The organism is Acinetobacter lwoffii (genome assembly GCF_049367455.1).
In the GTDB taxonomy this organism is placed as follows: domain Bacteria; phylum Pseudomonadota; class Gammaproteobacteria; order Pseudomonadales; family Moraxellaceae; genus Acinetobacter; species Acinetobacter lwoffii_W.
Genome location: NZ_JBMPXW010000001.1, coordinates 2814272 through 2828327, shown reverse-complemented (window position 1 = coordinate 2828327; position 14056 = coordinate 2814272). Strand labels below are relative to the sequence as shown.

Genomic DNA, 14056 nt, shown 5'->3' with positions numbered 1-14056 from the left:
TCAAAATGCCAGTTGTATGGAATTAAAAAAAACCCACTCATGGGCTTTTTCATTTTGTGTGATTAACCACATGAAGCCTGAATAATCTTTTTGCTTGCAGGATCTACGGTTACAGTCACTCTTTCTTCACGATAATCCATAGTCACCGCTTGACCCGGTTCGACCATACGTACAATTTGTGCCTTGGTTTTCTGCTTGATTTGCGCTTCAGTCAAATTGGACTGACCGACCAATTCCGCTGCCTGATCAGCAATACATTTAGGTTGATTCATGTGCAGTAATTCCCACTCCTCGACCACCTGACCATTCTTTAAATGGCAATATCCGACCTGACCATTGCTTTCAGTACGAATTTCAAGCTTGCCACCCTGATTGACACAATAAGCGCTTGCAGGATTCGCTGAACCTATTTTAGGAGCTTCCGTCTTAGATTGCGGCGTGGTAGTACATGCGCTTAAAGCGACAGCCAGCAAACCGAACAGCATTGTTTTTTTCATGAGAGCCTATTCTTCTTTAATAATTCTTCACCAATTTAGCATATTTCCTTGTCCTCGCCAGACACAAGTCTGTGTACATTTTTAATTGTACTTTTTCATTAAAAAATGGAAATAAGACCTTTGGAAATTAAGGACTTCAACGCTATAACTTCTTTCAATGAACAAGAAAAACAGAAGAGAAGAACCTCTACAAAATACGAAAATTCCAGATGAACCGCCTAAACCAAGTGATTATGCATTTCAATAGAATTGCATTGTCATTACATAATTCAAATATGACTTCGCTTTTAGATTTGTGATCTGTGCCGGATTGATTTAATATTTGATTGAATTTTAAACTTTCTATTGGCATGACAGACGATTCTCAACTCTCCCTCAAGGAATATCTTGCTACGGTTCAGGAAGTGGTCAAACTCACTTTCGATACACCAGTATGGGTCAAAGCCGAGATTCGCAATCTAAGTATTAAAGCCGGCCATTATTATCTGGAGCTGGCAGAAAAAGAAGCAGATAGCGATCAGGTGATTGCCAGTTGCCGAGCAACCATCTGGAAATTTAATGCCCAGAAAATTGTCACGCAGTTTGAACGTGAAAGCGGAATTGAGCTGAGTCGAGATTTGAAAGTGCTGATTAAAGTCAAAGCCAACTTTGATCCGCAATATGGCTTTTCTTTAAATATCGTTGAAATTGATTCAGGCTATACCTTGGGAGATATTGCCCGGCGTTATCAGCAGCTTGTTGAGCGGTTGACGACTGAAGGACTGATTCAGCGCAATAAAAACTTGCCTAGCCCTTTTGACCTGAACCGGATTCTGGTGATTGCTCCCGAAAATGCAGCAGGCCTGGGAGATTTCAAAAAAGATGCCGATGCACTACAGCGTGCGCAGGTGTGTGAGTTTATCTATCACAGTGCGACTTTTCAGGGAAATACTGCTCCGCAAAGTATTATGTACAGTCTGGCACAAGCGCTCAAACAATGGGCACAGACCTATAACACTGCACCGGATCTGATTGTGATTATACGAGGGGGTGGCGCAGTCAATGATCTGGCTTATTTGAATGATTATGATCTGGCTGCCCTGCTTTGCAAGCGTTCGGTGCCGGTCTGGGTCGGCATCGGGCATGAAAAAGACCGTACCATTCTGGATGAGATTGCGCATCGCTCCTTTGATACTCCGAGTAAAGTCATTGCAGGAATTCGCAATCACATCTTTGAACTGACTCAGGATGTGCCGAATTATCTACAGCGGATTCAGCGTTTATTCCAGCAACAGATTCAGGCTTATCAAAATCAGAATGATCAATTTTTGAAACTGATTCAAAGTCTGGCCAATAATCAGATTATGGATGCGTTGCAACGTCTGCAACAGATCAAGGCCAATACTGCCAGTCTGGCCCAGCAGCATACCCAGCTGATTAATCAGCAGCTCGATGCCCTGATGCGGGAAACGCTGCTACAAAATCCTAAACATGTTTTATCCAAGGGTTATGCCATCGTACGTCAGCAAGAACATGTGGTTGCCTCTATTCAACAGATTCAGTCCAATGATCTGGTTGAAGTCGAATTGCATGACGGCATTTTTTCAGCACAACTTATACAGGTATTTCCTCATGAATCATGATACTTTGAGCTTCCAACAAGGCTATGACATCTTGAAAAAGAATGCGGAACTGCTCGAATCTCAGCAAGAACCGGATATTGATAACTTGATGAAAATCGTGGAAGAATCCATGACTGCTTATAAAGCTTGCAAGGCACGGGTTGACGCGGTTCAAACTGCGTTAAATGAGACGTTTAAAGATTAATTGCACCCCATTTTAAATATTTTCTTAGGCTATTCTGCTAGATTGAATTGACATAAAAGCTCTCATGAATGAGGGCTTTTTTATTAAGTGAAAAAAATCATTTCAATGACTATTTAAATTTTCTAGATGGGGATTTTGATCAATCCGCTCAATTCTAAATGGGAAATATTGTATTTTCATTCTCATCCACCAGACGATAAAAAAGCCCAATATTGAATTGGGCTTTTTATTAATCTTCAACTTCTATAGGATCACCGTCTTCAGGACGAATATGACGTGTTCCATCATCCGCAGGATCAACACTTGACCCATCTTTGGTAATAGCATTGTACATTTCATCCTCTTTCTTATCATCGATAAATTCTTCATCTTCGAAATCCTGAGGTTCACTATCGTCGTCAAAGTTCAAAGGCTTTTCTTCATCTATCATGGCGATCCATCTCTTATTTAACCAATAAAATATCATGCTCAAATATTTGAAAGCTTCATTCAATAGTCAACGATGATCATTTGTGTAACTGAATAAACACAATAGTAATTGGAACTTTACTTTTACATAGATAAAAAAATGCCTCCTTAGGGAAGGAGGCTGAAATTGGAAAGAAACTACAGCGATAGAATTTATTCATGCATTATATATAAAATTATAATTTATACATTAGCATAATATTACATTAATTTTTCAATTAAAAAGCCCGCTTACTTTTCAAATAAGCGGGCTAGTGCTGTAATCATTTTCTTCGTATTATTTGCGTCTTCTTGTTTTCGCAAAACGAATATAGCACTGTGAATTTACCAATAAAGTATAGAGAGTAATAAGAAACCGTTTCCTAGGGTTTACTTTGAGTTAATTTTCTTTTCGTATAATAAATTGGACATATTAAAAAAGCCCACCTTTCGATGGGCCTTTCCCTTTATCACTTTTGCGCTGATTCAGATATGTTGTCAAAGTGAGCAACGACTAGAGAATAAGCAAGCTATTGATAAAAATATATAAATACCCCATTAACATATAACAAAACTATAGTTTTATAAAAAATAACTATACTTATTGAAGTAATTGACGATTTTGACCTTCAAAGGCACTTTATAGCTGACTTAATTTGCTAGACATATAAGTTAAAAATAACGTCTTATCCTGAAAATTAGGCATTTCAAACACCCAAAAAATGTAATTTTTAGATCTCAATTTAAGTTTCACATTCACAGCCTTTACTTGAATTATTACATCCTCATGCTGCATTTCTGCGAATAATTCTAAAATCAGCGCAAAGAATCTCAGTTTGTTGACTGTGTTGTATTTTGTTGGTTTATATATTCTCAAGGCTTCAGAATATATAAGCTCGCACCATTCATTTCCATCTTCATCATCCATTAGCTCTCATTTAATTATTTAAAATAGATCACGAGGTAGGTTTATAACATGGTGGCTATAATTAAACTGCTTTTAATCTGAATATTAGAATTATAAATTTTTAGAAAATAAAAAAGCCCATCTTCCGATGAGCCTTTTTGGAAAATATATCGTGAAGAACTAAGCTGCAAATTCTTGCAGTACAAATCGTTTTACACTTTCATCAAAGTCAGGTTTTGAAAGAGCAAGCTTGCCATTTTTCATAGTTTTATAACAATAACTCGCTGCTACTCCCATACCAACCAAAGTCAACAACTTCATTGCTCACCTCTTTACTGGGAAGATTTGAATATAAAGTTATCATTCAAATTTGTAGTTTTCCAACTCAGTTTCGATTGTTTTCTGTACTACATGTTAATGAATGTATGAATAATAAATGAAAACCTGCCGCATGATGCGTTTGCTTAAAGTCCTTCAACTAGTGGTTAATTTGCGTATCTATCCAGTTAAGGAAATTTTCCTTATTACTGAATTCTGGCATAGACCCTAAATTTATAGTCTCTTTAGCCCCAAATTTTCCAGCGACAGTATTCGGTGCTTGAACTCTGAAATCCAGAGGATCACTTTCATGTAGAGTTCTAAAATATTCTACCGCTTTATCAAATTCACTTTTATCCTTAAAACCTGGTCGTTCCTTTAAAAAGTCATAAACTTGTTCTAGAGCTGATAGATAATTATTTTTAGGCATTCTGTTTTCTCTAAAATGATGAGTTTTATGATGAAGACCTATTTTGAATGAATAATGATAAGAATATTCCCTTATTTCTTAGAGTTTATGTAAATCATGATGATTTGAGAGTTAAATCCAAATTCTGGAATAACCTGATAAAAAAATGAGCGTAAACATACACTCATTTTTACTACATTTTCTAGTGCATGCTTAACTGACTGGCATTGCTTTAAAATAAGGCCTGTTTTTTTGAACTAAGTGCAAATGCCGGCTGCTCTATCAGCAAAGATTAGATGCACTTTAAATGCGCCAGTTTAAGGTTCAAGCCTAATTAACGCTATGAATATCAAGTTCATCATTGGTGGTCAATACAACAGAAGCCAAAATTGGGATGCCCAAAATGAAAGGTACAGCGAAAATCCATAGAACTACGGTTACGTCCGGTTTAAAGAAAAATTGAATGGCTAATGCAGTCAAAATAAGTACAGAAAATAGAATCGCAGCAAAACGGATGATAAATTTAGTCGACATGCGAAGATGCTCTTATGCGTGAAATCGTATTTTCAATATACACCTATTTTTATTATGGGTTTATTGATTTTCAGTCTGTTATTGCATATTTTAATTGATTTTCTATATGTGATAGCTGAATTATACGATGATCAGTTTTCTTCACCCTGAAGTCTCATCCTAAATTCTTTCTCTACTCGTAACTCTATTGTCATATATGTATAGAGATTGAATTTAGAGATCAATGCTTCTGCTGACTATGACATCAATCTACTTTATAGCTAATAAAATCTTTGTCCTGTCTCCCAATAAAAGAGCCCTAAAATTTTAGGGCTTTTTTATTGCTTAAATTAGAAGCGCCAATTATAGAACAAGTCAATCGCACGTTCTAAAGACTGACTCGCTTCCAGATACAAGCGCTGATTTACCTGATAGCGTAAAGTGAGCTTATTCACCGGTGTAAATACCCCGACTCCATAACGGAGATATAAATCAGGCGTAATATAACCAGTCACAGAAACCTGGGTATCATCTCCTGTACCTTGAGCATCCAGAACTAGACCAGTTAAGCCAAAACTGCGCCCGATCTGGTTGGTCAGTGCGCGGGTGCTACCCAAGCCCAAACTAATCCCCGCAGCAGCGATCGTATTATTCACATCGGATCTAAATCCTTCAGCTTGGCTTAAACCAGATACACCCTCATTAACACGACCGGTAATCAAGGCATTCAAGGCTTCCTGTTCTGACAAGCCCGCATCATTATAAATCTGAATACTTGGACTCGATGCCGTCCCTGTTACCCGTACCCCGACCGTACTACCCTGAACCGATTTATTGGCATCAATGTCCAGCGTCGGATTGGTAAGTTCACCATTAAAACGCGCGATAGCACGATTCAGGTCCAGACTTTGGCCATAGGCTTCGATTTTCACTCGTTGTGACACCCCGATTGCACCATTGGCACGCATTGCAGTTTCCAGACCACGCTGTGACAGATTGACTCGACCCAATAGCGGAATACGACTGTCAAAGCCCTGGAAGATGACCTGATTCCCTAAAGAAACAGCGACATCTGCCCGGATATCCCAAGGACGTGCTGACTTCAAGATCGCCAACTGATCATCACCTTCACGCACGACCCGTACATCTGAAGATAAACCGACTACAGGTTCTGAGGCTTCTGGCATTGAAATCAACGCACGCGGTACATCGACTGTGCCACTCAGACTCAGTTTTTTATTAAATGGATACATGTCCAGAGTCAAATCAGGTGTCACCACAGCAGTAATTAATGGTGCCTGACGAATCAGCAGATTGTCACCTTGCAGTTTTAACTGCACCCGCGGATCGCCTTTCCAGTCGACCGATCCGGTTAATTTACCCACACCACGACCACTGTTAAATGCGCCATTGATACTGGCAGAATTCTGACGTATGGATGAATAGAGCTGTACATTGGTCAGATTCACCGGCAAGGAAATCATGCTAATCGAAGCATCTTTGACCCGAACCTCACCTTCAAGCAAAGGATCTGTTAAAGTTCCGCTAATTTTTCCTGCATAAGATAAAATCCCGTCCAGATTACGGATGTCCTGAATAAATGGCTTAAAGACCTTGAGCTGTACTTGGTTAAAGGCAATTTCACCACGCATCGGTTTACTGTCACGATATGGATCAATGATGACATTGGCATAGCCGGTTCCGATATCCGGTGTTTTAACATCCAGACGAAGCTGCAAGCCATCTGCCACACTTTTTGCCACCAACCCGACTTCATCATATTTGAGTGTGGAACCCAAATAATCCGGATCTTCAGAAGATAAGCCCACCACACCATTACGAGTTACCAGACGTGCGTCGATTTTAGGTTTGGCGCCTTGTGCCCAGGCAGCCTTGGCATAACCATTGACTTTACCCGTCAATGCCAATCCATCAGGCAGGAATGCACTGAAGTCTTCCAGGTCAAGGTTTTGGGTAATAAAAGAGGCACTGCCACGGTTTTTGTTGACCCGAATCGGCTGATCAAAACACAACTGGCTTTGCTGACTCATCCAGCAATGAGCACCAACAAACAGATCGGATTGAGCGCTGTTATAAATCACTGCTGCATTTTGACGTTGCACCAGACGGGCACGTAAAGAGTCGAAATCACCTTTTTGAATCTGACCCAGCCAGTTATTTTGGGCATTAAAGCCACCGGCGAGCTGCACAAAGAATTTTGACAAGCGGTTTTCTGCCTGCACTTTGAGAATGTGTGCAGCACGGGTACCGGCCAGTGACATCTCACCGCGTACAATCTCGCGTGAACCGCTACGCAAGCGATCCATTGTCGCGGTCAATAAAGTTGGTGTGCTTTGCGATGTTGGCAACTGTCCACGAACACGAACTTTCTGCACGCTAAACAGGTTTTTAAAGGCAAAATTGTCGATAGACAGGTTGGCTGAAGCCTGCAATCGTGGCTGTGCCTGCATATTGATATAGCCCTGCGCACGACCTCTTAAGCCTGGATACAATTCAAACAGAGCCGGCGCATTGACTTTCAGTTGGAGATTTTGTGCATTACCGGTCGCCTGAATCTGGTTGCTGGCATAAGACAGGAACAAGTTATTGGCTTCAAACTGCTGTGGTACAAAACCGCGCTGGTTCGAATTAATGATGACCGATAAATTACCCTTGCCACGTACCGGTTTGTTATTCAGCATACCGGCCAGATTCAAGCGTTGAATCTGAATGCGTTTTAAGGCATCTGACCACACCCCTTGGGTTTGCACATTGCCTGACAATTCACCTTTCAGTTTGGCATTAAAATATTGCGGCTTAAAGCGGATTAAGGATGCGTTGATATCCCAGCCAATGCCATTCGCCAGATTGACCAGACCGTTGGCATTAATCTTGCCAGCCACACCATCATGACGAAATTCATTTATCTTCAACATTTCTGGTGTGCCTGAAACGCGCAGTTTCAGCATACCCTGACTGGCTTTAAGCTGGCTGGCATTTAAAGCACCATCATAATTGACCGCATAACCTTTAAAACCACCACTCGCTTTTTCATTATGGAATAACAAGGCAATGGTGCTGTTTCCGGTCAAACGTACGGTTTCATTTTGCTCCGCTAGTCGTCCGGTCAGGTCGACACTATTCAGTTTAATAATCTGCTGATTCGGTTGCGCATAACCATTGGCTTTAACCTGGCCATTCAAACGATCTACCGGTGAAGCTGCCGCAATACTTTGGGTATTCAAATTTTTGGCATTTAATACTGCGGCCCATTTTAACTGGCGTTTTTCCTGTGGCAGTTCAATCCGTGCATTGCCGCTTAAGCTGCCTGCTGCATTGGCGCTGTAATTAAAGCTCGGGACATTCAGGATATTTTTGTTCAGATTGAGCTTGGCTTGGTACATGCCTGCAGGTAGAAGTCCTTCTTCATGCTGCTCGACTTTAGTCGCCACATGAATATTCTGCTGACCTTCAACCAATGCCAGTTTAACATCGCCAGACTGACTGCTGAGCCAGCCCACATAAGGTACGGCGCGATCAATATTTTTCCAGGCAACATCCAGCAACATCGGTTGTACTTTATTGCCTTTGACCGGATTTTGATCCAGCTTCAGATTCCAGCTTTCATAGCGGTCGAAATCAACCAGTCCAGTAAGGTGCAGGCCATTTTCCAGGTTACCCGCAGAAGCAATATTCGCATCCAGACTTGGCGGCAAGAAATCTTGTACGACTTGCGGAATGCGCTCATGTTTAGGATCAATCCCGTTCAAACGCCCAGCCAGATCCCAGCTGACCCGATCTTTCCAGCCCACTGTCCCGGCAAGGCTAACTGCACCTTTCATCAACTGACCATTCAGATCGGTAATATTCAGCTGATTGACCAGATCGGTATACATCACCGCACTATACTGGCCTTGCGGAATATTTTCCCCGATCAGATCAGTCTGGACATTCAGGTTCAGACGCTTGATATCACCATTGAACTCGGCAATACCGTCTTTGGTAAACAGTTTCTGTTCGGCCAGAATAGGCCAGTGATAATCTTTGAACTTCAACTCGCCGCGCATCGGTACCTGAGGACGCATCGGATGCACGATAACCCAACCGGTTAATAAATCAGGCGTATTGGTCGCTACGCCCGCCTGAATCGTGTCCAGCGTTCCGCGTGCCCGCACCTGAATATCATGAATATTCAGGCTGTCTCTTAAGGAAGGTAGATTAACGATGCCTGTGGCATCTAGAGGATATTTGCCTTCAAACTGCATTTTACCCGTGGCTTCACGTACAGACAAATAGCCCATGTCCATACGGGAATCTTCAAAATTTAATTCGGTACCAGACCAGAGTGCCTCATTTAATTCGATATTATAAAAATCAACTGCATTGGTCTGGGTTTTAATCACCAGATGATCCAATAGCAAATGATCAACGCGCAAGATAAAAGGCAAACGGATAGCATTAAACTTGAATGGTTCGCCTGTTGAAGGTCGCTTGTTAATAATTTGCAGATTGAGGACATCGGCTTCAGTCAGATGAATTTCTTTTTTGACAATCGCGCGCCAGCCCAGCTTAACATCAGCACGATCAATTTTGACATCGACTGGTTTCAGGCTGACCAGCACATTTTTAAGAATAATCCCGCGCCATAAATTACCGCCCTCATATTCATATTGAATAATTTTCTGGCGTTCCAGCACCTGATCCAGCAGGAATTTACTGCCCTGATTGGTCGAAAATAGTAAAGCCAGCACAGACAGCAGAAAAATCAGCGAAAAAAGCACCGACAATAGGATACTTCTGAATATACGGCGCTTTTTCGGCACAACGCTATCTTGTGGTTCTTGTTCTGGCTGTGGTTGGTTCTCGACCATGATCTACTCAAATAACTATTTTTTAAAATGATGTTTTATAACTGTGACCCAATAAAGAAATGTAAACGAATCGGATAATTGTCATCAGACAGTCCAGTCGCTACATCTATACGTATAGGCCCAATCGGTGAAGCCCAACGTACACCCACACCCGCGCCATATTCAGTCGGATTATTGAATTCTTTATTATAGGAATTTCCGGCATCTGCAAATACCGCAGCACGCCAACCTTCCTTGAACTGATAATTATATTCTAATGAAGCCACGCCCAAAGCCTGACCACCTACTTTAAAGCCCTCAATTTCAGGAGAAAGGCTCTTGTAGTCAAAACCACGGATACTCTGGTCACCACCAGTGAAATATCTAAGGTTATACGGTACCTTGGCAAAATCTTCAGTGAAAATATAGCCTGCATCGGCACGACCCACAAACTGATGATCTGCATTTTCACCCAGCGAATAGATAAAACGCCAGCCCGCATTCACAATGGCCATATCTGCATCAGAGAGTAAAGCCTCGCTGCCCAGTTCAATCTTATAGGTCTGTTTAAAACCCTTGGTTGGGTTGACCCGACGATCGCTCTCGGTACGTGAAACTTCATAACCGACTAATAGCGATTGCTGTTCATCTTCGGTATTAAAGCGAAAAGCTTCTGGAATCTGGTTAAAGTCGACAGAACCATCCTGCTTCAAGCGATCCAGACGATAACGTGCGCCGAAAGTACGTTGCCAGCTACCACGTGGATTCTTGATAATCCGGTCTGCACCTAAGACTGCAGATTCAATCAAAAGGCCTTCACCCTGTGCGACGCCTTCACGTTCTTCACGCTCATAACCACCCACAATACTGACATAATCATTCAGCGGATGGTGATAGGGAATATTATAACGTCCATCAATCGACTGACGGATGCCTGATAACTCGATGTTGGCATCAAATGAATGTCCGCGCTTGTTCACAATGGCACGGCGATATTGACCACGTAAACGAATATCGGTATCTGTGCCATAACCCAGACCCAGTTCGGCACTGTTTAAACGGTCTGCATTTAAAGTCACAATCACTGGAATCTTTTTCTCTTCCCGTGCCTGTACTTTTAAACGGTCCTGTTCATTCTCTTTGGTTTGCTGCTCAACCCGCAAAGTTCTTAAATTTGCGCTTTCCTGATCGCGGCTACCGGCAAACTGGTCTTCATCTACGACATTCTGAGTCACTTCCTGAGAAGAGGGAACCGAGCGAGCCGGTTGCATCGTAGCAGCCTGATCTTCAGTACGTTTCTGTTCTTCAATCAGGCTTTGAATATCGGGTGCCAGTTCCAGTTCTTTATCGAGCGGATCGGGGCGAATCGCATCAACCAGGGTATAGTTGAAATAGCGTGAGTTGGTTAGGTTGTTAGCCAGACTATTGACCCGCCAGAAGGTATAATCTGCACCCTCTGTCCAGGTGACCAGACTTTCCAGTACGTCTCGGTCCAGCGGGAATTCCTTTTCAGGATCACTCATTCTGAACTCGACATTGCCTAATTTATAACGTTCACCCGTTTCAAAACGCAGATTCACATCGGCGGTATTTTGTGGCTGGGCAATCTTCACATCATGCAGACGCCAGAATGAATCAAAATAACCGTTGTTATTGGCTGCAGTGGTAATCCGTGTCTTGGTTTTTTCATAATTGCCATGATTGAAAATATCGCCTTCTTCCTGTTCAGGTAAAAGACTGATGACCTGGAATTGTGGCTGTTCCGCACCCTCTCCAGTAAATTCAATATTTTGAGTGCTGATCAGGACAGGTTCATTTGGGGTCACAAAAACCCGAACCCGACTGTCAGAGATTTTTTCAAATCTGAATTGGGCATTATAATAACCCACTGCCTGCGCTGCCTGTCTGGACAAGGTGCGTAATTGCGGCAAAGCCGAATTAAAGTCGCCAAAAGACTCCTGAGTAAAACTGGATAATTTGGCTTTGACATTATTTCTTAAATTCAGATGGCCTTCAGGCACATCTTTACGATTCAGCATACCGTTGCTTTGCGCAACACCTTGCCCATTCATGATCACCACATCGGCACTAATTCGAGGAACTCTTGCGGTCATGATCTGACGTGGAGGACGGATTTTATAAAATAGCCGTTTGAACAAATTCGGACGTTTATCATCCTCAGCAACCAACTGACCCGGCACTTCTGGCAAGGTCAATCCGGCTTCATTATTTTGTACAATAATCTGGCTGTCTGCCTGAATCGATTGCATCAACTGATCGACATTAACCGGCGCCTGATTGATTTCTAGCAGTTCTTGCTGGCTGATATCCGCCACCACCGTTTCACTGGTCTGAGTATTGCGATAGTTTTGTGCTTCCTGTTTGGCTTGCTCGGCTACCTGGTAAATTTCATTGGCCATGTTCTGATCAATAGTCTGTACTGGCAGATCATCCAGATCATCAAATTCGATCGGTGTAAATTCACTCAGACCAGATCCTGCATTTTGCTGTTGTTCCAGCATCAACATGCTATCAATTGGTACTTCCGGCTCCAAGGCTTCTTCAATTTTTTCTTCCGCTTCCGTTTCGGACGTGGCCACACCTTGACGAATCGCTTCTTTGGATAGCTCGTCCACCATTTCTGCCTGAGAAATGGCCACGGGTGTTTCGGGCTGTTCGGTTTGTGCCATGCTCTGATGGGATAACATCATAAAAAAGATGCTCATACACAGCTGCATACCACTATGCTGTGGTATGAGAGGCCCCATACTGCGATTTAGCATCGTTTTTTTAAAATTTTTCTTTGCAGGCATAGCAAACTCTAAACGAATACATTCTTTAATTGATTATTTGACCGAAAAATATAAGCTAAGGAGCTTAATTAATTGGTTTTTACCTTTACATGGCTGAAAGTATCTTACATGATTTTTCTCAATGTTTACGCATAACTGACATTTCTTAATAAAACTTAATGTAGCACGGCCTATATGAACAAAAATGAACATTTGTTAGCTTCTCGGCGCTTTTTACCGATGTTTCTGACGCAGTTTTTTGGTGCATTAAACGATAATGTATTTAAACAGGCGTTACTGCTGGTTATCACTTATGGCTGGATTCAACAGCAAGCGGCCAGTATCAGCACATTGAATAATCTGGCGGCTTTACTGTTTATCTTGCCCTATTTTATTTTTTCAGCCACCGCCGGTCAGATTGCCGACAAATACGAACGTTCACAGCTGATTCGCTATCTCAAGCTTCTGGAAATTGCCATTATGTTGCTGGGAACTGTCGGTTTCCTGATTGGCAATTTATGGATTCTGTTATTTGCCCTGTTCCTGATGGGCACCCATTCCACTTTCTTTGGCCCGATCAAATATGCCATTTTACCTGAAGTCCTGAAACCGAATGAACTGATGTCCGGCAATGCCCTGTTTCAGTCCGGAACTTCTCTGGCAATCCTATTCGGTATGATTCTGGGCGGTGCAGTCATTGCAGCTTCCGCCGGCAACCTGATCTGGATCAGTTTAACCGTCATCAGCATCGCCTTGATTGGTTATATATCCAGTCGCTATATCCTGAAACAAAGTATTCCCGCGCCTGAGCTGCAAGTTGACTGGAATTTTTTTCGCACCAGCTTGCAGACCTTGAAATATGCCAAAAGCTTACCTCTGATTTTTACCATTTTACTGGGCAACTCATGGTACTGGTTTTATGGTGCCACCTATCTGACCCAAATTCCTCAGCTGACATTACAAAATCTGCATGCCTCGGAAAATGTCGCCAGTCTATTGCTGACGTTCTTTTCTGTCGGAATCGGACTAGGGTCATATTTATGCCGAAAAATTGGTGGCAGTGAAGTCAATATCAAAATGGTGCCTTTTGGTGCGATTGGTCTGGTGATCTTTGCCCTGTATCTGGCCGCAAGTCTGGCCTTTGTGCCAGTACGTAGCGGCGAGTTAATCGGTCTGGCCGAAGTGTTTCAGCAAGGCTGGAGTTATTATCATGTAATGCTGGCTGTCACCTTGCTCGGAATAAGTGGTGGTTTTTATATTGTTCCGCTCTATGCCATGATGCAGGCGCATTCGCCTCGCTCACATCGTGCGCGGGTGGTTGCAGCAAATAACATTTTGAATGCCGTTTTCATGGTATCTTCTGCTATATTCTCGATTATTATTTTAAGTGTTCTAGAGCTTGATCTTAAAATACTTTTTTGTATTACCGCAGTATTGAGTGGCCTGTTTACCTTATGGCTGCTTTTCCGACTCAAACCCATGATCAAAACTGCGAAAGCACCCTTGGAGGATTAATT

11 protein-coding genes are annotated in these 14056 nt (G+C 42.2%); 3 read left to right on the top strand and 8 right to left on the bottom strand.

Translation table 11 applies throughout. The annotated features are described in order from the left end of the window. Positions 1-62: 62 nt before the first annotated feature. Positions 63-497, bottom strand: coding sequence for an I78 family peptidase inhibitor (locus tag ACO1B7_RS13580; protein ID WP_005252105.1), 435 nt, complete (start codon positions 495-497; stop codon positions 63-65). Positions 498-847: 350 nt separating this feature from the next. Between ACO1B7_RS13580 and xseA the strand changes: the two genes are divergently transcribed. Together xseA and xseB are read left to right on the top strand one after the other, a co-directional pair. Continuing rightward, positions 848-2119, top strand: a complete 1272-nt coding sequence (xseA, locus tag ACO1B7_RS13575) for an exodeoxyribonuclease VII large subunit (protein ID WP_423090243.1) — start codon at positions 848-850, stop codon at positions 2117-2119. Then, positions 2109-2303: an exodeoxyribonuclease VII small subunit gene (gene xseB, locus ACO1B7_RS13570; protein ID WP_005252116.1), complete on the top strand. Its 195-nt coding sequence runs from the start codon at positions 2109-2111 to the stop codon at positions 2301-2303. Before xseA ends, xseB begins: the two co-directional genes overlap by 11 nt. Before the next feature lie 229 nt (positions 2304-2532). Here xseB and ACO1B7_RS13565 read toward each other — a convergent pair whose 3' ends face one another. The 7 genes from ACO1B7_RS13565 to ACO1B7_RS13535 all read right to left on the bottom strand — a co-directional run bounded on the left by ACO1B7_RS13565 (position 2533) and on the right by ACO1B7_RS13535 (position 12560). Beyond that, positions 2533-2733, bottom strand: coding sequence for a hypothetical protein (locus ACO1B7_RS13565; protein WP_114541125.1), 201 nt, complete (start codon positions 2731-2733; stop codon positions 2533-2535). 657 nt (positions 2734-3390) lie between these two features. Then, positions 3391-3678 (bottom strand): hypothetical protein, encoded by a 288-nt coding sequence (locus ACO1B7_RS13560; protein WP_005103447.1) that lies wholly within the window; start codon positions 3676-3678, stop codon positions 3391-3393. 159 nt (positions 3679-3837) lie between these two features. Continuing rightward, positions 3838-3978 (bottom strand): hypothetical protein, encoded by a 141-nt coding sequence (locus ACO1B7_RS13555; protein WP_004645377.1) that lies wholly within the window; start codon positions 3976-3978, stop codon positions 3838-3840. Between the two features lie 157 nt (positions 3979-4135). Further along, positions 4136-4405 (bottom strand): hypothetical protein, encoded by a 270-nt coding sequence (locus ACO1B7_RS13550; protein WP_004278756.1) that lies wholly within the window; start codon positions 4403-4405, stop codon positions 4136-4138. Between the two features lie 309 nt (positions 4406-4714). Then, the gene (locus ACO1B7_RS13545) at positions 4715-4918 is read right to left on the bottom strand and encodes a hypothetical protein (protein ID WP_004278758.1); all 204 of its coding nucleotides are present in this window, start codon (positions 4916-4918) and stop codon (positions 4715-4717) included. Positions 4919-5247: 329 nt separating this feature from the next. Continuing rightward, entirely contained in the window at positions 5248-9768 is a 4521-nt protein-coding gene (locus ACO1B7_RS13540; protein WP_423090242.1) for a translocation/assembly module TamB domain-containing protein, read from the bottom strand. Positions 9769-9803: 35 nt separating this feature from the next. After that, positions 9804-12560, bottom strand: coding sequence for an autotransporter assembly complex protein TamA (locus tag ACO1B7_RS13535; RefSeq protein WP_423090241.1), 2757 nt, complete (start codon positions 12558-12560; stop codon positions 9804-9806). Positions 12561-12734: 174 nt separating this feature from the next. Between ACO1B7_RS13535 and ACO1B7_RS13530 the strand changes: the two genes are divergently transcribed. Continuing rightward, complete coding sequence (locus ACO1B7_RS13530; RefSeq protein ID WP_423090240.1) at positions 12735-14054, top strand: MFS transporter; 1320 nt, start codon at positions 12735-12737, stop codon at positions 14052-14054. The last annotated feature ends 2 nt before the right edge of the window (positions 14055-14056 follow it).

What these genes read in the sequence shown, in the direction of transcription:
- ACO1B7_RS13580 (WP_005252105.1), bottom strand. Translation starts at nt 497, where the DNA reads ATGAAAAAAACAATGCTGTTCGGTTTGCTGGCTGTCGCTTTAAGCGCA.
- xseA (WP_423090243.1), top strand. Translation starts at nt 848, where the DNA reads ATGACAGACGATTCTCAACTCTCCCTCAAGGAATATCTTGCTACGGTT.
- xseB (WP_005252116.1), top strand. Translation starts at nt 2,109, where the DNA reads ATGAATCATGATACTTTGAGCTTCCAACAAGGCTATGACATCTTGAAA.
- ACO1B7_RS13565 (WP_114541125.1), bottom strand. Translation starts at nt 2,733, where the DNA reads ATGATAGATGAAGAAAAGCCTTTGAACTTTGACGACGATAGTGAACCT.
- ACO1B7_RS13560 (WP_005103447.1), bottom strand. Translation starts at nt 3,678, where the DNA reads ATGGATGATGAAGATGGAAATGAATGGTGCGAGCTTATATATTCTGAA.
- ACO1B7_RS13555 (WP_004645377.1), bottom strand. Translation starts at nt 3,978, where the DNA reads ATGAAGTTGTTGACTTTGGTTGGTATGGGAGTAGCAGCGAGTTATTGT.
- ACO1B7_RS13550 (WP_004278756.1), bottom strand. Translation starts at nt 4,405, where the DNA reads ATGCCTAAAAATAATTATCTATCAGCTCTAGAACAAGTTTATGACTTT.
- ACO1B7_RS13545 (WP_004278758.1), bottom strand. Translation starts at nt 4,918, where the DNA reads ATGTCGACTAAATTTATCATCCGTTTTGCTGCGATTCTATTTTCTGTA.
- ACO1B7_RS13540 (WP_423090242.1), bottom strand. Translation starts at nt 9,768, where the DNA reads ATGGTCGAGAACCAACCACAGCCAGAACAAGAACCACAAGATAGCGTT.
- ACO1B7_RS13535 (WP_423090241.1), bottom strand. Translation starts at nt 12,560, where the DNA reads ATGCCTGCAAAGAAAAATTTTAAAAAAACGATGCTAAATCGCAGTATG.
- ACO1B7_RS13530 (WP_423090240.1), top strand. Translation starts at nt 12,735, where the DNA reads ATGAACAAAAATGAACATTTGTTAGCTTCTCGGCGCTTTTTACCGATG.